The sequence below is a fragment of the Robbsia betulipollinis genome (assembly GCF_026624755.1).
Taxonomy (GTDB): Bacteria; Pseudomonadota; Gammaproteobacteria; order Burkholderiales; family Burkholderiaceae; genus Robbsia; species Robbsia betulipollinis.
In genome coordinates, this window is record NZ_JAPMXC010000006.1 from 222,237 (window position 1) to 245,027 (window position 22,791).

At 67.6% G+C, this 22,791-nt stretch carries 20 protein-coding genes; 6 read left to right on the plus strand and 14 right to left on the minus strand.

Annotated features, from left to right (window positions below):
* Positions 1-11 precede the first annotated feature (11 nt).
* From leuS to OVY01_RS17035, 5 genes are all read right to left on the minus strand, one after another.
* Complete coding sequence (gene leuS, locus OVY01_RS17015; RefSeq protein ID WP_267848754.1) at positions 12-2,633, minus strand: leucine--tRNA ligase; 2,622 nt, start codon at positions 2,631-2,633, stop codon at positions 12-14.
* 204 nt (positions 2,634-2,837) lie between these two features.
* Positions 2,838-3,266, minus strand: coding sequence for an ExbD/TolR family protein (locus tag OVY01_RS17020; protein WP_267848755.1), 429 nt, complete (start codon positions 3,264-3,266; stop codon positions 2,838-2,840).
* Complete coding sequence (locus OVY01_RS17025) at positions 3,253-3,993, minus strand: MotA/TolQ/ExbB proton channel family protein (protein WP_267848756.1); 741 nt, start codon at positions 3,991-3,993, stop codon at positions 3,253-3,255. The genes OVY01_RS17020 and OVY01_RS17025 overlap by 14 nt, the downstream gene beginning before the upstream one ends.
* Before the next feature lie 45 nt (positions 3,994-4,038).
* Positions 4,039-4,836 carry a 4-hydroxy-tetrahydrodipicolinate reductase gene (gene dapB / locus OVY01_RS17030; protein ID WP_267848757.1) on the minus strand — a complete coding sequence of 266 codons (798 nt, stop codon included), beginning with the start codon at positions 4,834-4,836 and terminating at the stop codon, positions 4,039-4,041.
* Positions 4,837-4,869: 33 nt separating this feature from the next.
* Positions 4,870-5,694, minus strand: a complete 825-nt coding sequence (locus OVY01_RS17035) for an outer membrane protein assembly factor BamE (protein ID WP_267848758.1) — start codon at positions 5,692-5,694, stop codon at positions 4,870-4,872.
* A 99-nt stretch (positions 5,695-5,793) separates the two neighbouring features.
* On the opposite strand from OVY01_RS17035, the gene fur reads away from it, so the two are divergent.
* Complete coding sequence (gene fur, locus OVY01_RS17040; RefSeq protein ID WP_267848759.1) at positions 5,794-6,219, plus strand: ferric iron uptake transcriptional regulator; 426 nt, start codon at positions 5,794-5,796, stop codon at positions 6,217-6,219.
* A gap of 235 nt (positions 6,220-6,454) precedes the next feature.
* Here the strand turns inward: fur and gap are convergent, their stop codons facing one another.
* Together gap and tkt are read right to left on the minus strand one after the other, a co-directional pair.
* Positions 6,455-7,465, minus strand: a complete 1,011-nt coding sequence (gap, locus tag OVY01_RS17045) for a type I glyceraldehyde-3-phosphate dehydrogenase (protein WP_267848760.1) — start codon at positions 7,463-7,465, stop codon at positions 6,455-6,457.
* A 25-nt stretch (positions 7,466-7,490) separates the two neighbouring features.
* The gene (gene tkt, locus OVY01_RS17050; protein ID WP_267848761.1) at positions 7,491-9,515 is read right to left on the minus strand and encodes a transketolase; all 2,025 of its coding nucleotides are present in this window, start codon (positions 9,513-9,515) and stop codon (positions 7,491-7,493) included.
* A 394-nt stretch (positions 9,516-9,909) separates the two neighbouring features.
* On the opposite strand from tkt, the gene OVY01_RS17055 reads away from it, so the two are divergent.
* Entirely contained in the window at positions 9,910-10,710 is an 801-nt protein-coding gene (locus tag OVY01_RS17055) for a 16S rRNA (uracil(1498)-N(3))-methyltransferase (protein WP_267848762.1), read from the plus strand.
* 60 nt (positions 10,711-10,770) lie between these two features.
* On the opposite strand, the gene OVY01_RS17060 is transcribed toward OVY01_RS17055, so the two are convergent.
* The 3 genes from OVY01_RS17060 to OVY01_RS17070 all read right to left on the minus strand — a co-directional run bounded on the left by OVY01_RS17060 (position 10,771) and on the right by OVY01_RS17070 (position 14,345).
* Positions 10,771-11,319, minus strand: a complete 549-nt coding sequence (locus tag OVY01_RS17060) for a barstar family protein (RefSeq protein WP_267848763.1) — start codon at positions 11,317-11,319, stop codon at positions 10,771-10,773.
* Between the two features lie 7 nt (positions 11,320-11,326).
* On the minus strand, positions 11,327-11,680 hold the full coding sequence (locus tag OVY01_RS17065; RefSeq protein ID WP_267848881.1) for a ribonuclease: 354 nt from the start codon (positions 11,678-11,680) through the stop codon (positions 11,327-11,329).
* A gap of 367 nt (positions 11,681-12,047) precedes the next feature.
* The gene (locus OVY01_RS17070) at positions 12,048-14,345 is read right to left on the minus strand and encodes an NADP-dependent malic enzyme (protein ID WP_267848764.1); all 2,298 of its coding nucleotides are present in this window, start codon (positions 14,343-14,345) and stop codon (positions 12,048-12,050) included.
* A gap of 185 nt (positions 14,346-14,530) precedes the next feature.
* Here OVY01_RS17070 and thiL point away from each other — a divergent pair, with 185 nt between their 5' ends.
* The 4 genes from thiL to OVY01_RS17090 all read left to right on the plus strand — a co-directional run bounded on the left by thiL (position 14,531) and on the right by OVY01_RS17090 (position 17,739).
* Entirely contained in the window at positions 14,531-15,691 is a 1,161-nt protein-coding gene (thiL, locus tag OVY01_RS17075) for a thiamine-phosphate kinase (protein WP_267848765.1), read from the plus strand.
* Positions 15,681-16,271: a phosphatidylglycerophosphatase A family protein gene (locus OVY01_RS17080; RefSeq protein ID WP_267848766.1), complete on the plus strand. Its 591-nt coding sequence runs from the start codon at positions 15,681-15,683 to the stop codon at positions 16,269-16,271. The genes thiL and OVY01_RS17080 overlap by 11 nt, the downstream gene beginning before the upstream one ends.
* A gap of 115 nt (positions 16,272-16,386) precedes the next feature.
* The gene (locus OVY01_RS17085) at positions 16,387-16,959 is read left to right on the plus strand and encodes a CinA family protein (RefSeq protein WP_432422274.1); all 573 of its coding nucleotides are present in this window, start codon (positions 16,387-16,389) and stop codon (positions 16,957-16,959) included.
* 147 nt (positions 16,960-17,106) lie between these two features.
* The gene (locus OVY01_RS17090; RefSeq protein ID WP_267848768.1) at positions 17,107-17,739 is read left to right on the plus strand and encodes a CDP-alcohol phosphatidyltransferase family protein; all 633 of its coding nucleotides are present in this window, start codon (positions 17,107-17,109) and stop codon (positions 17,737-17,739) included.
* An 81-nt stretch (positions 17,740-17,820) separates the two neighbouring features.
* Here OVY01_RS17090 and pyrF read toward each other — a convergent pair whose 3' ends face one another.
* The 4 genes from pyrF to OVY01_RS17110 form a co-directional block, all read right to left on the minus strand.
* Entirely contained in the window at positions 17,821-18,714 is an 894-nt protein-coding gene (pyrF, locus tag OVY01_RS17095; RefSeq protein WP_267848769.1) for an orotidine-5'-phosphate decarboxylase, read from the minus strand.
* A gap of 53 nt (positions 18,715-18,767) precedes the next feature.
* Positions 18,768-19,433 carry a monofunctional biosynthetic peptidoglycan transglycosylase gene (gene mtgA / locus OVY01_RS17100; RefSeq protein WP_267848882.1) on the minus strand — a complete coding sequence of 222 codons (666 nt, stop codon included), beginning with the start codon at positions 19,431-19,433 and terminating at the stop codon, positions 18,768-18,770.
* A gap of 98 nt (positions 19,434-19,531) precedes the next feature.
* A complete protein-coding gene (gene aroE, locus OVY01_RS17105) occupies positions 19,532-20,530 on the minus strand; it encodes a shikimate dehydrogenase (protein WP_267848770.1) in 999 nt (332 codons plus the stop codon).
* Between the two features lie 22 nt (positions 20,531-20,552).
* Complete coding sequence (locus OVY01_RS17110; RefSeq protein ID WP_267848771.1) at positions 20,553-22,709, minus strand: ribonuclease catalytic domain-containing protein; 2,157 nt, start codon at positions 22,707-22,709, stop codon at positions 20,553-20,555.
* Positions 22,710-22,791: the final 82 nt, after the last annotated feature.

Genomic DNA, 22,791 nt, shown 5'->3' on the forward strand with positions numbered 1-22,791 from the left:
CAACGGATGGATCAGGCGACGATATTGACCAGGCGACCTGGGACGACAATGATTTTCTTCGGTGCCTGACCGTTGCCGAAACGCGCGAACATCTCGTGCGCGAGCGCTGCCGCCTCGATCGTCTCGCGGCTCGCCGCCTTCGCGACCTTCAGCGTGCCGCGCGCCTTGCCATTGACCTGCAGCACCAGTTCGACTTCGGCCATTTCGAGCGCGGCGGCGTCGACCTGGGGCCAGGGCGCATCCAGCAGACCGCCCAGCCCCACCGCGTAACCCAGCGCTTCCCACAGCGCGTGCGTCACGTGCGGCACCACCGGGTACAGCGCGCGCAGCAGGATGCCGACCGATTCGCGCAGCACGGCGGGGCCGTGCGGCCCGGCGAGGACCGCGTCGCGCGCCGCCTCGATCGCCTTGAGCATCTTCATCGCGGCCGACACGACCGTGTTGTACTGGATGCGCTGGTAATCGAAATCCGCCTGCTTCAGCACCGCATGCACCTCGCGCCGCAAGGCCTTCTGCGCGTCGTCGAGCGCGCTCGGGTCCACCGTCGCGAAGTCCGGCGCGGACACGATCGTCTCGCGCTCGGCATGCGCGAAGGCCCAGAGCCGGCGCAGGAAACGGCTCGCGCCCTCCACGCCCGTGCCCGACCATTCGAGTTGCTGCTCCGGCGGCGCGGCGAACATCGTGAACAGCCGCGACGTGTCCGCGCCGTGCGAATCGATCAGCGATTGCGGGTCGACGCCGTTGTTCTTCGATTTCGACATCTTCTCGACGCCGCCGAGCACCACCGGCTGGCCGTCGCCGACGGACGTCGCCCCCACCGGACGCCCCTTGTCGTCGTGCGTCACCGTGACGTCGAGCGGGTTGAACCAGGTCTTCTTGCCCGACGCGTCCTCGCGGTAGAAGGTGTCGTTGAGCACCATGCCCTGGGTCAGCAGGCGTTTGGCCGGCTCGCCGAAGCCCACCAGGCCCAGATCGCGCATCACCTTGGTCCAGAACCGCGAATACAGCAGATGCAGGATCGCATGCTCGATGCCGCCGATGTACTGGTCCATCGGCATCCAGTGGTCGGTGCGCGCGTCGACCATCGTCGCCGCGTCCGGACAGGTGTAGCGCGAGAAATACCACGACGAATCGACGAAGGTATCCATCGTGTCGGTTTCGCGCTTGGCCGCCGCCCCGCACTTCGGGCAGGTCGTATCGACGAAGGCGGCGGATTTCGCCAGCGGATTGCCGCTGCCGTCCGGCACCAGGTCTTCCGGCAAAATCACCGGCAACTGGTCTTCCGGCACCGGCACGTCGCCGCACTGCGCGCAGTGGATGATCGGAATCGGCGTGCCCCAGTAACGCTGCCGCGAGACGCCCCAGTCGCGCAGACGCCAGGTGGTCTGCTTCTCGCCGAGATGCGACGCGGCGAGATCCGCGACGATCGCGTCGACGGCCGCGGCGAACGCCAGCCCGTCGTACTTGCCGCTGTTCACCAGCCGGCCCTGCGTCTTGTCCGCGTACCACTCCTGCCAGCGCTCGGTCGAGAACGTCTGGCCGTCGACGTCGACCACCTGCGTGATCGGCAGGCCATAACAGCGCGCGAACGCGAAATCGCGCTCGTCGTGCGCCGGCACGCCCATCACCGCACCCTCGCCGTACCCCATCAGCACGTAATTGCCGATCCAGACCTCGACCGGCGCGCCCGTGAGCGGATGACGCACGAAGAAGCCGGTGGCCATGCCCTTCTTCTCGGCGGTCGCCATGTCCGCCTCGGCGACGCTGCCGCTCTTGCACTCGTCGATGAACGGTTGCAGTTCGGGCCTGTCCCGCGCGAGCCGGGTCGCCAGCGGATGCTCGGCGGCGATCGCGCAGAAGGTCACGCCCAGCAGCGTGTCGGCGCGCGTGGTGAAAACGCGCAGCTGCCGCTGCTCGCCGTCGATCTCGTACGGGAAACCGAAGTTCACGCCGAAGCTCTTGCCGATCCAGTTCTGCTGCATCACCTTGACGCGTTCCGGCCACTCCAGGCCTTCCAGGTCGTCGAGCAGCGCGTCCGCGTAATCGGTGATGCGCAGGTAGTACATCGGGATCTCGCGCTTCTCGACCAGGGCGCCGGAGCGCCAGCCGCGCCCCTCGATCACCTGCTCGTTCGCGAGCACGGTCTGGTCGACGGGATCCCAGTTGACCGTGCCGGTCTTCTTGTACGCGATGCCTTTTTCCAGCATCTTGAGGAACAGCCACTGGTTCCACTTGTAGTAATCGGGGCTGCAGGTCGCGATCTCCCGCGACCAGTCGATCGCCAGACCCATCGCCTGCATCTGCTTCTTCATGTAGGCGATATTGTCGTACGTCCACTTCGCCGGCGGCACGTTGTTGGCGATCGCCGCGTTCTCCGCGGGCATGCCGAACGCATCCCAGCCCATCGGCATCAGCACGTTGTGGCCGTTCATCCGCAGGTAGCGGTACATCACGTCATTGATCGTGTAGTTCCGGACATGGCCCATGTGCAGCTTGCCCGACGGATAGGGCAGCATGGAGACGCAGAAGAACTTGGGCTTGTCGCTGCGCTCTTCGGTCCGATAGGCGTCGATCTCGCGCCAGTGTTGCTGCGCGGCGGATTCGACTTCGGCGGGAACGTATTTCTCTTGCATGGCGTGTGATGGCGTCGTGACGCTCAAACCGATGCGGACGGATGCCGCTGGCCGGCGGGAACGAGGGGGAAACGGAGAGGAGAAACGGGGATTATACAGTGAGAGAACAGCGAAAATCGCGGCGCAAAGGCCGTGCATGCAGCAGTGCATGCAGCGGTGCATACGGTAGCGCATACCGCGACTGCACGCGGCAACGCCCGGGCGCTAGCCGCCGCCCGCCACCACGAAGCCGAAACGGCTCATTCCGGCGCGCTGCGCGGCGGCCATGACGTCGGTGATGCGCTGGTACGGCGTGGTCCGGTCGGCGCTGAACGCGATGTCGGGCTGGGGCGTAAGCGCCGCGGCGTCGCGCAGGCGACGCGCGAGTTCCGCCGTGGTGATGACGGTGCCGTTCCAGGACAGCCGGCCGGCGCGATCGATCGCGAGCGCGATGACCGGCGCGGTCGACGGCGGGACCGCGGCCACCTGCGCTTTCGGCAGGTCGAGCGCGAGGGATCGGGCGAACAGCGGCGCGGCCAGGATGAAGATCACCAGCAGCACCAGCATGACGTCGATCAGCGGCGTCATATTGATCTCGGCGAGCACCGGCGGCCGCGCCTGGCGCGACGCTGGATCAAAACTACCGAAGGCCATCGTCCGCCTCCGGCACGCCCTGCGCGGCGGCCACCGCCCCCGGTGCAGCGGTCACGGCCGGGGCGAGCGGTGCGCCGCTCAGCCAGGCGTGGAGATCGCGCGCGAAGCCGTCGAGTTCCTCGCCCTGCGCGCGCACTTGCCGCCCGAGCAGGTTGTAGGCGACCACGGCCGGGATCGCGACGGCCAGGCCCAGCGCCGTCATCACCAGCGCCTCGCCCACCGGGCCGGCGACATCGGCAAGCGACGGCTGGCCACTGGCCGCGATGCCAAGCAGTGCGTGATAGATTCCCCAGACCGTGCCGAGCAGGCCGACGAAGGGCGCGACGCTGCCGATCGTCGCCAGCCAGGTCTGCCCCGCCTCGAGACGGCGCTGCGCGGCCAGCAACGCGGTGCGCAATGCGCGCGTCACCCGCTCGCCGCGCTCGACCTGTCCACCCAGCGTGCCCGCCGCCTCCACTGCCGGTACCGCCGCGGCGAACGCGGCCTGCGCCAGCGGCGCGAGCACCGCTTCCGTATCGATGCGGCGGAGCACGGCGATGCCCGCCGGCGCGGAATCGGCATGCCAGAAACCCTCGACCGCCCGTCGCGAACGGCGGCGCAGGCGCGCGAGCATCCAGGCCTTGCCGAGCGCCAGACACCAGCTGAGGACGGACATCGCCAGCAGCAGGCCGGCAACGCCGCGGATCACGCCATCGCCTTGTTGCAGATAATGCAGCACACCCGGCATCGCTCAAAACCTCACTGGGTTCATGATGACTGCGTCAAGCACACCTCACCGCAGCCCGAGGACATCCTGCATGTCGAACAGGCCGTGCGCTTTGCCCGCCAGGAACCGCGACGCCACCAGCGAACCCTGCGCGTACGACAGGCGGCTCGACGATTTGTGGGTGATCTCGATACGTTCGCCGATACCGGCGAACAGCACCGTGTGGTCGCCGACGATGTCGCCGCCGCGGATCGCGGCGAAACCGATCGACGACGGATCGCGCTCGCCGGTCACGCCGTGGCGGCCGTAGACCGCGCAGCTCGCGAGATCGCGGCCCAGCGCCTGCGCGACGACCTCGCCCATCGCCAGCGCGGTGCCCGAGGGCGCATCCACCTTGTGCCGGTGATGGGCTTCGATCACCTCGATGTCGTATCCGGTCGCCATCAGGCGGGCGGCGGTGTCGAGCAGCTTCAGCGTGACGTTGACGCCCACGCTCATGTTGGGCGCGAAGACGACCGGTATCGTCCGGCTGGCCGCCTCGATCCGCGTTTTTTGCTCGGCGGAAAAACCGGTGGTGCCGATCACCATCGCCACGCCCAGCCGTTGCGCGATCGCGAGATGCGCAAGCGTGCCCTCGGGGCGCGTGAAATCGATCAGCGCGTCCGCGTTCGCGAGAACCGCGGCGACGTCACTGGAAATCGCGACGCCCGTGTCGCGGCCGAGAAACGCACCCGCGTCGCGGCCCAGCGCCGCATTGCCGGCAGGCGCCAGCGCCCCCGTCAGTTCGCATGCGGCGTCGTTCAGGACCGTCTCGATCAACATCCGGCCCATCCGGCCCGAAGCGCCGGCGATTGCAATTTTCATGAGATTTCGTGCCTGGGAAATCGACCGCTGCCGTTACTGCGCCGACGAGGCGGGGCTGGGCGCCGCGGCGCCGTCCACCGCGGGCGGCTGCGCCAGCGACGAACTGCCGGAGGCGGGATGCAGGTGGCTGGGCGTCGTGAACTGGAATTGCGGCTCGGGCGCGCCCTGCACCGCGGATTGCGGCCCGGAACGCACCACCGTTTGCGGTGCGTTGCGCAGCATGCCGCGCGGCGTCGCTTGCGGCTGCGCGGCATCGAGCCGCTGGTTGGCCGTGTCCGCCGCCCGCCGGTTCGCGGGTTCGACGCCGCTGGCGGCCACCGGCGCGCTGGCTGTCTGGCCCATGGGCGTCTGGCCCGCGGCGTCCGCCGCCCGATCCTGCGCCGCGTCTGTCGCGGACGAGCGCTTCTGCCTGACGAGCGTGTTTTCACGGCGATCGCCGTCGATCATCGCGATCAGTTCCTGCTCCGACGGCAGGTCCTCGGCGCCCGTCCAGCCGGTGACGGTATCACCCTGGAAATGGACCACCAGATCGCGTTGCTCGACGACCTTCGTCGAGCCGCGCCTGAAATAGAAGACATAGTCCCAGCGTTCCGGATGGAACATGTCGACGAGCAGCGGCGTACCGAGCGCGCCGCGCACCTGTTCCCGCGTCATGCCGACATGCAGCTTCGCCGCGGCTTCACTGGACACGAAATTACCCTGCACGATCGTCACGCGATAGGGGGTAATGTGCTGCGCGATCCGGCCCGTCAGGCCGTTGTAGCTCGAGCATGCGGCCAGTAGCGACGCACCGAGAACAGCGGTAAGCGCCGCCAGGCGGGGCGCCGCCCGGCGCGTCGTATGCTTGATCGAAGTCATTGCACCTCATCTTTGAAGCCGTTTCGTTCCGATTCATCCGGTAACGCGAAAAACCCATTATTATGGGGGCCTCGTATTGTACTCTAGGCAGAATCGGCGATGACCAATCCCTCAGACCTCAAAAGCATAGGACTGAAAGCGACGCTGCCGCGCGTAAAGATCCTCAACGTCTTCCAGAACAGCGAAGGCCGACACCTGACCGCGGAAGACGTCTACCGTGAATTGTTGCAGGAAGAACTCGATATCGGCCTGGCCACGGTGTACCGGGTCCTGACGCAGTTCGAGCAGGCGGGCCTGCTGTCGCGTTCCAATTTCGAATCGGGCAAGGCGGTCTTCGAACTGAAGAAGTCCCACCACGATCATCTGGTCTGCATCGATTGCGGGCTGGTCGAGGAATTCGTCGACGAGGAGATCGAACGGCGTCAGAAAAGCATCGCGCAGGAACGCGGCTTCGCGCTTCAGGAGCATGCGCTGGCGTTGTACGGCACATGCATGCGCGAGAACTGCCCGCACAAGAAAGGCTGAGTCCGCCCCCCGCGCCGTCGCCCTTTTCGCCTGACTCTTTTCGCGTGATCCCCCTGGTTGACGACTGACCGCAGCGCGGCGCCTCACCCGCCCTTCCGGCACGCTTTCCCCTTTGAAACGACAGCGGCGCCCGTCCTCCACCGCATTCTAACGGGGAAGACGGGCGCCGCCTGCAAGACCCCGCCGCGCATTGCGTTGCGGCGTCTTGATCGACCTTACCCGGCCTTATGCAGTCTTATTTGGCATTGGCCAGCGCGACGGTCGTGTCGAGCATCCGGTTCGAGAAGCCCCACTCGTTGTCGTACCAGCTGGACACCTTCACCAGATTGCCCGATACCTTGGTCAGGGTCGCGTCGAACGTCGAGGATGCCGGGTTGTGGTTGAAATCGACCGATACCAGCGGCGCGGTGTTGTACTCGAGAATGCCCTTCAACGGGCCCTCGGCCGCTTCCTTCATGATCGCGTTGACCTCGTCGACCGACGTCTCGCGCGCCGCGACGAACGAAAGGTCGACGATCGAGACATTGATCGTGGGCACGCGAATCGCGTACCCGTCCAGCTTGCCGTTCAACTCCGGCAGCACCAGACCGACCGCCGATGCCGCACCGGTCTTGGTCGGGATCATGCTGTGCGTGGCCGAGCGCGCGCGGCGCAGGTCCTCGTGATAGACGTCCGTCAGCACCTGGTCGTTCGTGTAGCTGTGGATCGTGGTCATCAGACCGCTCACCAGGCCCAGCTTCTCGTGCAGCGGCTTGACCAGTGGCGCGAGGCAGTTGGTCGTGCACGACGCGTTGGAGATCACCGTGTGCTCGGCCTTCAGCACCTGATGGTTGACGCCGTAGACGATCGTCGCGTCGACATCCTTGCCGCCCGGGGCGGAAATGATGACCTTCTTCGCGCCGCCCTTCAGATGCGCGCTGGCCTTTTCCTTGGTGGTGAAAAAGCCCGTGCACTCCAGCACCACGTCGACGCCCAGTTCGCCCCACGGCAGTTCGGCCGGGTTGCGGTTCGCGAGCACGCGGATCTTGTCGCCGTTGACGACCAGGTACTCGCCTTCCACCGACACGGTGCCCGGAAAGCGGCCGTGCGCGGTGTCGTACTGCGTCAGATGCGCATTGGTGTTGGCATCGCCGAGATCGTTGATGGCGACGATCTCGATGTCATGCTTCTTGCCGCCTTCGTAAAACGCCCGCAGGGTGTTACGGCCGATGCGGCCGTAGCCGTTGATTGCAACGCGAACCGTCATGGTACGTCTCCTATCGCTTGAAAAATCAGTCGAGCACCGCTTTCACCGTCTTCACGACATTGTCGACGGTGAAGCCGAAGTGCTTGAAAAGCGCGCCCGCCGGAGCGGACTCGCCGAAGGTATCGATGCCCACCACGCCGCCTTCCAGGCCGACGTATTTGCGCCAGAAATCGCTGACGCCCATCTCGATCGCCACGCGTGCCACGCCCCTGGGCAGCACGCGCTCGCGCCAATCCGCGTCCTGCCGGTCGAACACGGTGGTCGACGGCATCGACACGACGCGCGCGCCGACGCCGACCTGCTGCAGGGCCTCGACCGCCGCGGTTGCCAGCCCCACCTCGGAACCGGTCGCAAGCAGGATCACCTTGCGCGCCGGAATGTCCTCGTTCCAGTCGATCAGCACGTAGCCGCCCCGGGCGATCGCCGCGATCTGGGCATCCGAGCGGGCGTGAAACGGCAGATTCTGGCGGCTGAAGATCAGCGCGCTCGGGCCCTGACGCTCGATCGACTGCGTCCAGGCCACCGCGGACTCGACGGTGTCGGCCGGACGCCAGACGTCGAACTGCGGAATCATGCGCAGGCTGGCGACATGCTCGATCGACTGGTGCGTCGGTCCGTCCTCGCCCAGGCCGATCGAGTCGTGCGTGAAGACGAAGATCGAACGCGCCTTCATCAGCGCCGCGACGCGCAATGCATTGCGGCTGTAGTCGGAAAACGTGAGGAAGGTGCCGCCGAACGGGATGTAGCCGCCATGCAGCGCGATGCCGTTGATCGCCGCGCTCATGCCGAATTCGCGCACGCCATAGTTGACGTAGTTGCCGCCGCGCAGGCCCTCGGCGCTGGCGCGCACCGGCGTCGCGGCCTTCCAGTTGGTGAGGTTCGAGCCGGTCAGGTCCGCCGAGCCGCCGAGCAGTTCGGGCAGCGCCGCGGCCAGGCCCTCGATCACCTGCTGCGAGGCTTTGCGGGTGGCGATGGTTTCGCCTTTTCCCACCGCGTCGGCGATGATCGCCGCGGCGGCATCGGGCCAGTTCGCCGGCAGTTCGCCCCGCATGCGACGCTCGAAGGCCGCCGCCAGTTCGGGGTAGGCCGCCCGGTAGGCGCCGAAGCGGGTATTCCACGCGTCTTCAAGCTGCCGGCCCTTGTCCCGCGCATCCCATGCCTCGTACACCTCGCGCGGCAGCTCGAACGGCACATGCGGCCAGCCAAGCGATTCGCGCGTGGCGGCGATCTCGTCCTTGCCGAGCGGCGCGCCGTGGATACCATGCGTGCCCGCCATCTGCGGCGAGCCGTGGCCGATCGTCGTCCGGCAGCAGATCAGCGAGGGCTTGCCGGACGCCTTCGCGGCGCGGATCGCGGCGTCGATCGCATCGATGTCGTGTCCGTCGACGCCCGGCGCCACATGCCAGCCGTACGCCTCGAAGCGCTTCGGCGTGTCGTCGCCGAACCAGTGCTCGACATGACCGTCGATCGATATGCCGTTATCGTCGTACAGCACGACAAGCTTCGACAGCCCGAGCGTGCCGGCCAGCGAGCACACCTCGTGTGAAATGCCCTCCATCAGGCAGCCGTCGCCGACGAACGCATAGGTGTGGTGATCGACGATCGTCGCCTCGGGGCGATTGAACTCGGTCGCGAGCAGGCTCTCCGCGAGCGCCATGCCGACTGCGTTCGCCAGACCCTGACCCAGCGGGCCGGTGGTGGTCTCGACGCCGGGCGTGATGCCGACTTCCGGGTGACCCGGGGTCTTGCTGTGCAGTTGCCGGAACTGCTTGAGCTCGTCGATCGGCAGATCATAGCCGGTCAGATGCAGCAACGCGTACAGCAGCATCGAACCATGGCCGTTCGACAGGATGAAACGGTCGCGGTCCGGCCAGTGCGGGTTCGCGGGGTTGTGCCGCAGATGGCGATGCCACAGCGCGACGCCGATTTCGGCCATGCCCATCGGCATGCCGGGATGGCCCGAATTCGCCTGCTCGACCGCGTCCATGGCCAGGAAACGAATGGCGTTGGCGATGGGCGTGGTCTGACGGCGGCTGATCTGAATGGTCATTTTATCGAGAGCTGGCGCCGTCCGTCTCCCGAGCGGCGCGAATTGCAAAAAGGCGACAGGAAAGCGATGCAACGGTGATGCGGCGGGAATGCGCCGCCGGCACGACCGCGCGCCGGCGGCGCGGGTGCCCGGGCACCCGGTCGTTTAACACGGCGCCACGTCGTCGGGCACGTAACGCGCCGCGTCGAATGCGCGCACCCGCCGGGCCGATCATTCTATCAGATCGAACCGGCGAAATACCCTGGCGTGCGCGGGGGCACGACGCAATATCCGCCGGGCCCGGGCCGGTGCGTCCCACGCTCGCGGCCGGCCGGCGACGGGCGATTCGTGGCAAACTGCCGCCATCTCGCGCCACCCGCCCCTGGCTCCTGTGCGTTGTCCGAACCGATCCGCCATGCCCCGATTTTTCATCGATAGTCCCCTGCGCCGCGGCGCATCGCTCGCGCTGCCCGACACCGTCGTGCGCCATCTGCAGGTATTGCGCCTGAAACCGGGCGATGCGCTCACGCTCTTCAATGGCGTGGACGCCGCGCACGCGGCGACGCTGGCCGACCTGGGCAAGAAACACGCGATGGCGACGCTGGGCGACGCCCTGCCATCCAGCGGAACGGAACCGCCCTACCGGATCGAACTCGCGCAGGGCGTGGCCAGCAACGAGAAAATGGACTGGCTGATCGAAAAGGCGGTGGAATTGGGGGTGAGCCGGATCGTGCCGCTGCTGGCCGAGCGTAGCGTCGTGCGTCTGTCCGGAGAGCGGGCATTGCGCCGCCATGCGCACTGGCAGGCACTGGTGCGGGCGGCATGCGAACAGTGCGCGCGCGACGTGGTTCCCGAGGTGGCCGCGCCGAGCGGCTTTCAGGCATGGCTCGACGCCGAGACGCGCGAGGCCGCCCCTGCGCCACCGCCGTCCGTGCCATCGCCTGCCGACGACGCTCCGCCGCGGACGGATGGGCCGCTTCTGCGATTGCTGCTCTCGCCGCGCGCCACGCTGCGCTTCGCCGATCTGCCGCAGACGCCGCCCCCCGTCGGGGTGCGTCTGCTGATCGGCCCGGAGGGCGGTTGGTCGCCCGAAGAGGAAGCCCGGGCACGGGAAGTCGGCTACACGCCGTTGTCTCTCGGCCCCCGCATCCTGCGTGCCGAGACCGCGGGGATCGCACTGCTCGCCGCGCTCGCCGGCCGCTGGGGCGGCTGGTAGAACCGCCCGTGAAGCCGCAGGCGTTGGCAGAGCCGGTGGATCGAAGACCGGTGGCCCCGGTCAGAGAAAGGAGTAGAAGACCCGGAAGGTGACGCGGCGTTCGGCCCAGAACTCGGCGGCTTCGCGAAACACGTCGAGCAGGTTCTCGCGGGCTTCCTTGTCGAACTTCTGCACCGCCGGCAAGCTGTCGAGCACGACCACGAAGCCCGGCTGTTCGCCGGATTTCGCGACCAGATCGGTCAGCGAGTCGTACAGGGCGTCGAAGTTCTTGCCGAAATGCTTGGGAAAGAAAAACGCGCTCGAAATGGTCTCCAGGACTTCCCCCTTCGTCATCGCCGCCGCGCAGTTCGCGTAGAGGAAATGCTGCCCCAGGCGCTGCGCCTCGGCCGCCAGGTCGACCACGCGGAAGGCGCGGATCGACTGGACGATGTTGGGTCGAACCGTCTTGAAAATGTTGATCACCGCTTCCTCGGGGGCGCACGGCGCCGGCTGCTTGCGCTCAGGCGCGTTGTCGCGGAGCGAAAGCACGCGCCTGAAAAGATTCACATCGCTGCGTCCGAACAGATCGCCCGCGACCACGGTGTCGTGCGCAGAATGGTTGCCGCTCATACCGTTGTCATCCCTGGATTCGTTTGAAACTGCTGTAATGGTCATCCGTGTAGTAGCACTCGTCGGTTGTCCGCGGCGGTCCTCCACAGACGATCCTCCTGGCGCCCCGGTCTCGTGCCCGCGGCGTGGGAACCGTATATTCCCGGTAATATCCGCGCGGCTGTCGTGGCAGCAGCCGTTCGCGATTGCCAAAGACGGTGCCGTCCTTTTCATACGGTAATTCGCCGCCGGCGCGAATGATGGCCAGCAGGCGCGCGGCCGCGACCGGCAATTTCGACACCGGAATGACCGGCGAGGCGTTCTGCACCCAAGCCGGCGCGGCGCGCGCGAAGAAGTCGCGCGCCTGGACGGCAGGCGCCATGCTCCCGAGGCAGCCCGCCGCGACCGCCAGCGTCAGTGCGCCGCGCCGCATCCGATTGAGCAGACCACGCATCACCATGCCTCCTGGATCCGTCCGCCACGAACGGCGCTCCCACGTCGCGGATGCCCATCGCCGAGCGGGCCAGATTACCCCGCGCGGAGGCGTCCCGCGAACGACAAAAGACGGACGTGCGCGCGCTAGGATCAGACCGCCGAAGGCGTAAGGGTATCCTTAATGGCAAGACGGATCAATGGGATATCGCGATATCGGACGATTACCGGGTGCGCGACGCGCAGCGCGGCCGCCAAGAAAAACGGGCCCCGGATGCGGCGCGTGCGCATCCGGGGCCCGCGCAGACGCGTCAGGGTCAGCGGTCTTCGGCGACGATGTCGGCCACCAGCAGAGCCGCCATGTTGACGATGCGACGCACCGTGGCCGATGCGGTCAGCACGTGGACCGGCTGCGCGGCGCCGAGCAGGATCGGGCCGATCGCCACGTTGTTTCCGGCGGCCGTCTTCAGCAGGTTGTAGGCGATGTTGGCGGCATCGATATTCGGCATCACCAGCAGGTTCGCCTCGCCCTGCAGCGGCGAGTCCGGCATCAGATCGGCGCGCATCTTCGGATCCAGCGCGAGATCGCCGTGCATCTCGCCTTCGATTTCGAGGTCGGGCGCCCGCACCTTGAGGATTTCGAACGTGTCGCGCATTTTCTGCGCGCTCGGCTCCTTGCTCGAACCGAAGTTCGAATGCGACAGCAGCGCGATTTTCGGCTCGATGCCGAAGCGGCGCACTTCCTCCGCCGCCATGATCGTAATCTCGGCGAGCTGCTCCGGCGTCGGATCGTAATTCACATGCGTATCGACCAGGAAAATCTGGCGTCCCGGCAGCATCAGCGCGTTCATCGCGCCGTAGACCGTCGCGCCCTCACGCTTGCCCAGCACTTGATCGATGAAGTGCAGATGGCGGTGCGTGGTGCTGATGGTGCCGCAGATCATGCCCCGCGCCTCGCCCTTCTTGACCAGCATCGAGCCGATCAGCGTCGGGCGGCGGCGCATTTCGAGCTTCGCCGACTGCGCGGTGGCGCCCTTGCGCGCCTGCATCTGATGGTAGGTCTGCCAGTAGTCGCGGTACCGTTCGTCGGCTTCCGGATTGACCACCGTGTAGTCGTGGTCCTGGATCAGGCGCAGCCCGTAGCGGGCGATGCGCTGCTGGATCACGGCGGGGCGGCCGACGAGGATCGGCGACGCGATCTTCTCGTCGACGAGAATCTGCACTGCGCGCAGCACGCGCTCTTCCTCGCCCTCGCTGAATACCACCTTCTTCTGTTCCGGCGTCGCAGCGCGTGCGACCTGGAACACCGGCTTCATGATGGTGCCGCTCTGGTAGACGAACTGCTGCAGATGCTGTTCGTAGGCGTCCATGTCCTCGATCGGACGGCTGGCCACGCCGGAATCCATCGCGGCCTGCGCGACGGCCGGCGCGATCTTGACGATCAGGCGCGGGTCGAACGGCTTCGGAATCAGGTATTCGGGACCGAAGGCCAGGTCCTGGATGCCGTAGGCGGTCGCCACGACATCGCTCTGCTCCTGGCGCGCCAGTTCCGCGATCGCGTTGACCGCGGCAATTTCCATCTCGCGCGTCACCGTGGTGGCGCCCGCATCGAGTGCGCCGCGGAAGATGAACGGGAAGCACAGGACGTTGTTGACCTGGTTCGGGTAGTCCGTGCGGCCGGTGGCGATCAGCGCGTCCGGGCGCACTTCCAGCGCCAGTTCGGGCAGGATCTCCGGGTTCGGGTTCGCCAGCGCTAGAATCAGCGGACGGTTCGCCATCTTGACGACCATTTCCTGCTTCAGGACACCGCCCGCGGACAGACCGAGGAAAATGTCGGCGCCTTCGATCGCCTCGAGCAGCGTGCGCTCCGAGGTCTCGCGCGCGAAACGGTCCTTGTCCGGGTCCATCAACTCGACGCGGCCCTTGTAGACCACGCCGGCGAGATCGGTCACCGTGATGTTCTCGAGCTTCACGCCGATATCGAGCAGCAGGTCGAGACAGGCCAGCGCGGCCGCGCCGGCACCGGACGACACCACCTTGACCTGGGACAGTTCCTTGCCGACCACCTTCATCGCGTTCGTGACGGCCGCCGCGACGACGATCGCCGTGCCGTGCTGGTCGTCATGGAACACCGGGATGTTCATGCGCTTGCGGCATTCGCGCTCGACGACGAAACAGTCCGGCGCCTTGATGTCCTCGAGATTGATGCCGCCGAACGTCGGTTCGAGCGCGACGATCACCTCGACCAGCTTCAGTGGATCCTTTTCGTTCAGCTCGATGTCGAAGACGTCGATGCCGGCGAATTTCTTGAACAGCACGGCCTTGCCTTCCATCACCGGCTTCGACGCCAGCGGGCCGATGTCGCCCAGGCCAAGGACCGCGGTACCATTCGTCACGACGCCGACCAGATTGCTGCGCGCGGTGAAGCGCGCGGCGTTCAGCGGGTCCTTGACGATCTCCTCGCACGCCGCGGCGACGCCGGGCGAATAGGCGAGCGCCAGGTCGCGCTGATTCAGCAATTGCTTCGTCGGTGCGATCGCGATCTTGCCCGGGGTCGGGAATTCGTGATAATCGAGCGCGGCTTCGCGCAGTTTTGCATTCACTGGTGTGGACATGAGAACCTGCGGATCTAGCTGGATCAAAAGGAAACTGACCGCGCATTGTAGCGCCAAATATTGTCGAAATTGCGTCTTCGTCATTCAAAGGGCATGACATGCCGGTTCCCCGCCAATCGGCGGGGGAGCAGCATGAATCGACCCGAATCCGTCCCTTTACCGTATGACTGCCCTCTTTTGACAGCATGTTGAGTGAATTTGACCTGATCGACCGCTTCTTTCTGCAGCGTGCCCGCCACGCCACGGCGTTGGGCCGGGGCGCGCATCTGGGCATCGGCGACGACTGCGCGCTGCTGCCCGGGCGGCCCGGCGCGGACTACGCCGTCTCCACCGACATGCTGGTGGCCGGGCGTCACTTCCTGGCCGACGTCGACCCGTACCGGCTCGGCCACAAGTGCCTCGCGGTGAACCTGTCGGATCTGGCGGCAATGGGCGCCACGCCGACCGCGTTCACGCTGGCGCTGGCCCTGCCGCGCGCCGATCCCGCCTGGCTGGAGGCCTTCTCCGCCGGGCTGTTCGCGCTCGCGGAGCGCTTCGGCTGCGAGCTGGTCGGCGGCGACACCACCGCCGGGCCGCTGACGATCAGCATCACGATCTTCGGCGACGTGCCCACCGGCATGGCGCTGCGCCGCGACGCGGCGCGCGTCGGCGACGACATCTGGGTTTCGGGCACGCTCGGCGACGCCCGGCTGGCGCTTGGCCTGATGCGTGGCGACTGGGGCAGCGCGGCCCTGCGGCCCGATATCTGGCCGGACGCGTGCGCCGGCATACCCACTGACGCACCCGCCGCTGGCGACGTTCCCGGCCAGATTGACGCGCGCGCGCAACACCTCCCCGGCGCCGACGCGACGACCACCCTCGCGGCGGTGCGCGATGCGATGGAAATACCCGAGCCGCGCGTCGCGCTCGGCGCCGCGCTGCGGGGCATCGCGCACGCGGCGATCGACCTCTCGGACGGGCTCGCCGGCGACCTGGGCCATATACTCAAGCGTTCCGGTGTGGGCGCGGTGGTCGATGTCGATGCCGTGCCGCGCTCGGCCCATCTGGCGCGCCGCAGCACGGCGATCCAGCGCGCGTGCACGCTGGCCGGCGGCGACGACTACGAACTGTGCATCACCGCGCCGGCCGGCGCGCGCGCGCGCATGCTCGAAGCGGCGGCGCGCTGCGGGGTACGCCTGAGCCGGATCGGCACGATCGTCGACGCGGACGTGAACGCGGCAGCCCCCCCCGCGACGGCTGCCACGCGGCACGCCCCTGCCCGTTCGGCGCGCCTGACCTGGACCGACCGCGACGGCGCGCCGCTGACCCTTTCCCTGACAGGATTCGACCACTTTCATGCCGACTGAACCGTCCCGTCCACCCACGTCCTCCGGCGCGCAGTCCGATCCCGAATGGACCGTCGTCGACGGCGCCCCGCCCGGCGGCGGGTCCGCCGCGCCCCGACCGCGCGCGCAGCGCGCAACGCTGCGTTTCATGCTGTCGCACCCGTTTCACATCGTGTCGCTGGGCTTTGGCAGCGGCCTGTCGCCCATCATGCCGGGCACCTGCGGCACGCTGATGGGCTGGCTGCTGTTCGTCGTTCTCAATCCCTACCTGAACACCCGTGCCTGGCTGGTCCTGATCGGCGCGGGATTCGTGCTGGGCATCGGGCTCTGCGGCTTTACCGCCCGGCGGATGCGCGTGCCGGACCCCGGCGCGGTAGTGTGGGACGAGATCATTGCGATCTGGATCGTGCTGGTGTTCGTGATGCCCACCACCTTCGCCGGTCAACTGGGCGGCTTTCTGGTGTTCCGCTTCTTCGACATGGTCAAGCCGCCGCCGATCCGCTATTTCGACCGACGTCTGAAAGGCGGCTTCGGCATCATGTTCGACGACATCGTCGCCGCGCTTTTCACCTTGATCGTCATCGCGCTCTGGCGGCAGTGAAACCCGGCGGGTGGCTGGCATCCACTGGCCGTACCCGCCGTGCGCACTTACCGCCGAACCCACCGTCCATACCTGTTTCACAACCCCGGGGAGAATCGTCATGGGCAGCGTGATATTGCCTGCGAGCCACCATCTGCAACCGCTGGCCGTCGAACTCGGCGAGACGCTGTCGGCAGCGGGCCTGCTGCTGGTCAGCGCCGAATCCTGCACCGGCGGCATGATCGCCGCGGCGATCACCGACATTCCCGGCAGCAGCGCCTGGTTCGAGCGCGGCTATGTGACCTATTCCAACGAAGCGAAGAGTACGGCCATCGGCGTTCCCGGCCCGCTGATCGCGCGGCACGGCGCGGTCAGCGAGCCCGTGGCGAAGGCGATGGCCGAAGGGGCACTGGCCGCGAGCTTTGCACAAATTGCCGTGGCGGTCACCGGAATTGCCGGCCCGGGCGGCGGAACGCCGGCCAAGCCGGTGGGTACCGTGTGCTTCGGCTGGGCGCGGCATCCGTCGGGCGCTGTCCCCGGCCACGCCCCGGATCGCGCCGGAAACGGCGACGGTGTGGCGCGCGACGCCATGGTCGCCCTGACCGAGACCCGTCATTTCGACGGCGATCGCGCGAGCATTCGCGAACAGGCCACCCTGCACGCGCTGCGTGGCCTGCTGCGCTGGCTTGCGGCGGACCGCACACATTGAGCGGGCCGCGGGAGCCGCCGGGGAATGTATCGCCCGGCGGCTCCCGCCGATCGTCAAGCGGGCAAGGGTATTGCTTTGACTGGGGCGGCGGTACCGCCGCCGCAACCTCGCGGCGCATGCTTTCCTTCCTCATCCTCTGGAGCAACAATGCCGTCATCCGTCGACCGTCCGAAGCACTTCTCGATGATCCGGGAGCTGCATCTCGCGGATGTCTTCACGCTGGGAAATGCCGCCTGCGGCATGGCGTCGATCTTTCTCGCGATGCGTTTCGTCGGCACCGGCGCGATCGGCGACTTCATCCTGGCCGCGGCGATGGCGCCCGCCGCCCTGATCTTCGACATCCTGGACGGCAAGGTCGCCCGCTGGCGGCATCGCCATTCGCCGCTGGGACGCGAACTCGACTCGCTCGCCGACATCGTCTCGTTCGGCGCCGCGCCTGCCGCGCTGGCATTCGCCGCCGGGCTCGATGGCGGCTGGGATCTGGTGGCGCTGATCTACTTCGTGTGTTGCGGTGTCAGCCGCCTGGCGCGTTTCAACGTCACGGCCGAGACGCTGTCGGAGGGGACCGACAAGGTCGCCTACTTCGAAGGCACCCCGATCCCGACGAGCGTGCTGCTCAGCCTCATCCTGATGTGGTGCGGGTGGCGCGAGCGCATCGGCGATGCACTGCCGTGGGGACAGATCGACATCGGTCCCTGGCTGCTGCACCCGTTGGCGTTGCTGTTCTTCGTTTCGGGCTCGTTGATGATCAGCAAGACGCTGCGCCTGCCGAAGTTCTGACACGCGCAGGGCGGGTCGCGCCGCCGCACGGCGACCGCGTTCGCCCCTGCCGCGCGCTGCGCGGTCCGCCCCCGGCGGTACCTACGCGCCGCTGCTCCGGCAGGCCTCGATGGCGTCGCGGGTGGCACGGGCCGCGTCGGCCGCCCGCTGCGCGAAATCCGCGCCCGCGCCTGCGTACAGAATGGCGCGCGACGAGTTGATCATCATGCCCGCACCGTTGCGGGTGCGGCCGGCCGCGACCGTCGCCTGCACGTCGCCGCCCTGCGCGCCCACGCCCGGGATCAGCAGGGGCATGTCGCCGACGATGTCGCGCACCCGGGCAATCTCCCGCGGGAACGTCGCGCCCACCACCAGGGACAATTCGCCGCTCGCGTTCCAGTCGCGCGCGGCCTTTTCCGCGACCACCTCGTACAGAGGCCTGCCGCCCACTTCGAGGAACTGCAGGTCCGAGCCTCCGGGGTTGGACGTCCGGCACAGCACGATCACCCCCTTTCCGGCATGCGCCAGATAGGGTTCGATCGAATCGAAGCCCATATAGGGGTTGACGGTCACGGCGTCGGCGCGATACCGGTCGAATGCCTCGCGCGCGTATTGCTCGGCGGTACTGCCGATATCGCCGCGCTTGGCGTCGAGCACCACCGGCAGCCCCGGATGATGCGCATGGATATGCGCGATCAGCCGCTCGAGCTGGGACTCGGCGCGATGCGCGGCAAAGTAGGCGATCTGCGGCTTGAACGCGCTCGCGAACGGCGCGGTGGCATCGACGATCGCGCGGCAGAAATCGAAAATCGCCTCGGCCCGCTGCGCGTCGTCCGCCGCGCGCCCGGCGAACGGCGCGGGAAAGCGGCCGGGCTCCGGATCGAGACCGACGCACAGCAGCGAACCGGTGCGCTGCCAGGCGTCGCGCAGCGATTGCGTGAAGGACGAAGCAGTGGACGAAGCAGCGGATGAAGAAGCAGACGAGGATGCGGGCATGGGAAAACCGTCGGATGAAAAAGTCGCCCGATTCTACTGCACCGCGCGACGGTTCAGGGAGGCAACTCGGCGGACCCCATGCGCCGCAGGATGACGCCGGAGCGCTGCCGCAGATAGGGCGAGCCCGGGTGGGCGTCAAAGTAGCGCGGATTCGGCAACATCACCGCGAGCCGGGCCGCCTGCGGCGCGCTCAATTGCGCCGCGTTCGTATGAAAGTAATGCTGCGCGGCGGCCTGCGCCCCGAAGACGCCGCTGCCCCACTCGACCGAATTCAGATAGATCTCCAGGATGCGTTCCTTGTCCATCCAGAATTCGAGCATCGACGCGATGATGAGTTCCTGCCCCTTGCGGAAATAGTTTTTCTCCGGCGACAGGAACAGGTTGCGCGCCAGTTGCTGCGTGATGCCCGAACCGCCCCGTTCCATGCGGCCGTGCTGGCGGTTGCGTTCCCATGCCTGCAGCATCGCGTCGGTGTCGAAACCCGGATTGTTGACGAAGGTCGCATCCTCCGAGGCGATGATCGCGCGCTTCAGATTTCGCGAAACCTGCGCGTACGGCACCCAGACATGCGCCATGTCGGACGGGCTGCCCGCATGCGCGAGGCGCCAGGAAGCGGCGCGCATATAGGCGGTCGTCCCGGGATTGAAATGCGTCCACCAGCCGATCTGCACGAAATAGTAAGCCTGGGTCGCCAGCCAGGCGACGACCACCAGGATCATCCCCTGCAGCAACGCGCGCACCGGCGCGGGGCGGCGGCGCTGCGGGGCGCCTGGTACGGACGTGGCGGCGGCGTTCGAGGCGGAAGTCGCGATGGTTTTCATGGCGCGCTGCGCGAGGTTGCCGCAACGCTGCCCGCGGCGGGGAGAAGCGAGGCATCCCGCGCCGCGCGCAGCCGGGCCAGCACGGCGCCGCCGTCGGGGCGCACGCCGCGCCAGAGCGCGAACGATTCCGCCGCCTGTTCGACGAGCATGCCCAACCCGTCATGCGCCGTGGCGCCGAGCGCCGCCGCATGGCGCATGAAAACGGTCGCCTCCGCGCCGTACATCATGTCGTAGGCGAGCGTGCCCGGACCGATCGCGCCCGCCGCGAACGCCGGAACGTCGCCGGCGAGGCTGCCCGACGTCGCGTTGATGACCACATCGTAGCGCGCGGCCGCGGGACCGGACGTGCCGGCCGCCGTCAGCAGGCAGTCCAGGCGGCCAGCCGCCGCCGCGAAGTGCGCCTGCAGTTCGTGCGCGCGCGCCGGCGTGCGGTTGGCGATCGCCAGGCAGGCGGGCCGGCATTCCAGCAACGGCAGCAGTACGCCGCGCGCCGCGCCGCCCGCGCCCAGCAACAGGATGCGTGCGCCCGCGAGCCGGCAGTGCAGATTGTGCTGCAGGTCATGAACCAGACCCGCGCCATCGGTATTGTCGCCCTCGATGACGATCCGGCCCTCGGCCGTCTGGAAACGCAGGGTATTGACGGCGCCCGCCGCCGCGGCACGCGCCGTCAGGGTATCGGCCAGCGCGAACGCTTCCAGCTTGAAGGGGACCGTGACGTTCAGCCCTCGTCCGCCCGCGGCCGCGAACGCCTGCACCGTCGCGGCGAACCCGTCCAGCGGGGCTTCCAGCCGGTCGTAGCGCAAACGCTGCCCGGTTGCCGCGGCGAAAGCCGCGTGAATGTCCGGCGATTTGCTGTGACCGACCGGATTCCCGATGACCGCGTATCGATCGACCGGCGGATCGAACCGCGACTCAACCCGCGCATCGCCCCCCGCCGTGCCGCGCGCGGCGCGCGCCTCCCCCTCGGCGTCCCTGCCTTCCCCTATCGCGCGCATCCGTATTGCCTCCTGGGTTCGCTCAGACGCCCGCGGCCGGATGCGGCGGCACCGGCTCGGTGACGTCGGCCGCGCCCGCGGGCGCGTCGGACCCGGCTTCCGCGTCCGCGATCTCGATATCTTCCGCCGCCGGGGCCAGTGCCGGTGCGCGGGGATCGACCAACGCATCGGCCGTGTCCGTCTCCGCGGTGTCGGCCATCTGCGGCGCTTCGGCCGTCTCCGCCGCTTCGGCCGCGGTTTCCGCCGCGGTTTCCGCCGCTTCCGCGGCCGCGTCCTCGGCCGACACCACCGGCGCATCCAGCACCTGCAACAGGCGGCACGACAGATCCACGTTCAGTTCGTCGATGCCGACGATGTCGAGCAGCAGACGCGTGCCGCGTGCATGCACGCCCAGGCCCGGCACGATCAACTGCAGCGGGATCTCCTCGAAACGCACCATGTCGCCCTTCACCACCTGCGCCACGGCCTGCGTGCGCGCCTCCTGCTTCAGCCAGCGCAGGCACCAGAAACGCTCCATCTTGTGCTGGTGCTCGGCGTAGGCGGCGTAGGTCTCGTCGAAACCCTGGACGATCGCGTACAGGTCGGCGTCCTTCGGTTTGAAGGGCGCGACCATCTTCGCCGCCACGCCGTGCCGGACGATCGCCACGAGTTGCCACTGGTTGACCAGGTCCACATAGCGGCGCAGCGGCGATGTGCTCCAGGCGTATTGCGCGACGCCCAGGCCTTCGTGCGGCGCCGGGGAGGTCTGCATGCGCGTGCGGTTCGGCCCGAACGCGCGCTGCGCGCGGTAGATGCCCGGCACGCCGTATTCGGCGAGGAAGGCGCCCCAGGTGCTGTTCGCCAGGATCGCCAGTTCGGCCACGATCAGGTCGAGCGGCGCGCCGCGGCGGCGCTGCTGGATATCCACATGCTCGCCGTCGATATAGAAATTGAAGTCCGCCGAGCGCTGCATCTCGCGGCGCAGGCCGTTGGCGATCCGGGTCTGCTGGCGCTTCTCATGCAGCGCCTGCGCGAGCGGCCACAGCGCGACGATGTCGGCGCGATGCGGATAGTCGCCCTCGTTGGCCGCGAGCGATTCGACCGTGACGATCGGATCGAGCAGATTGGTGCGCAGATTGTGCTTGATGAAGACCTTCTCGACCCGCGTCTCGCTCGTCACCACCTCGTAGGTGGTCGTATCGACGATCAGGTACAGCGACACCGCCGGGCGATGGCCGCCTTCCTGCAAGGTGAACGCCTCGACCACCGGCGACGGCAGCATCGTGATCTTGTCGCCCGGCATGTAGACGGTCGACAGACGGCCCCGCGCGATCTCGTCGATCGGGTCGCCGGTAACGATGCCCAGCGACGGCGCCGCGATGTGGATGCCGACCCGCATCCGGTTTTCCGGCAGATGCTCGACCGAGATGGCGTCGTCGATCTCGGTGGTGGTGATGTCGTCGATCGAGAAGGCCTCGACGTCGGCGTCGGGCAGTTCGTCGACCGGCGAAACCGGCGAAACCGGCGGGAAGCCGGTGCCGGCCGGAAAGAATTCGGCGATGAAACGCATCTGGTGCCAGGCGCGCGGCGATTCGATCCCCCCGCAGGCAATCACCAGTTGCGCCGCGGTCATCCCGCGCGCGGCGGCGGCGGCTTCGAGCGCCTTGAATTCGATCGTGTTCTTGTCGGGCCGTACCAGCAGGTCCATGACCTTGCCATGAAAAGCCTCGGGCAGCGTGCCCGCCACCAGCGCGTCGACGTACCCGGCCTGCACGCGCGCGAGTTCCGCCTTGCGTTCGAGCGCCGCGAGCGCCGCCTTGAGTTGCTCTTCGGGCGCGCGCTGGTAGTTGCCGCGCCCCTTGCGGCGGAAGAACACCGGCGCGCCGTGGATGCGCAGGGCCAGCGCCGCGCGTTCGACCGCGCCGGGCTTGGCGCCGTAGTATTCATCCGCGAGCGTGGCGAAATTGAATTCGTCCGCGCCCGCCACTTCCCACAGGAAGTCCAGATCGATGCCCTGCGCGGCCGCATCGGCGCGCAGCATGAGCTCGGCCGCTGCGGGTGCCTCGAACTCGACCAGCACATCGCGGCTCTTGACCTTGGCGCGACGGCCACCGGGCAATTCGACCTGCAACGCGTCGCCGGTACGCGACAGCACGGTGCCGGCCTTGAAATTGCCGGATTCCTCGAAAAAAACGTTCACTATCCACATCCTAGAGACCCGTCGCGCGCCGCGCTGCGCGCCGTCCGACGGATCGATTCATTGTCGCGTTGGCGAATTCGCC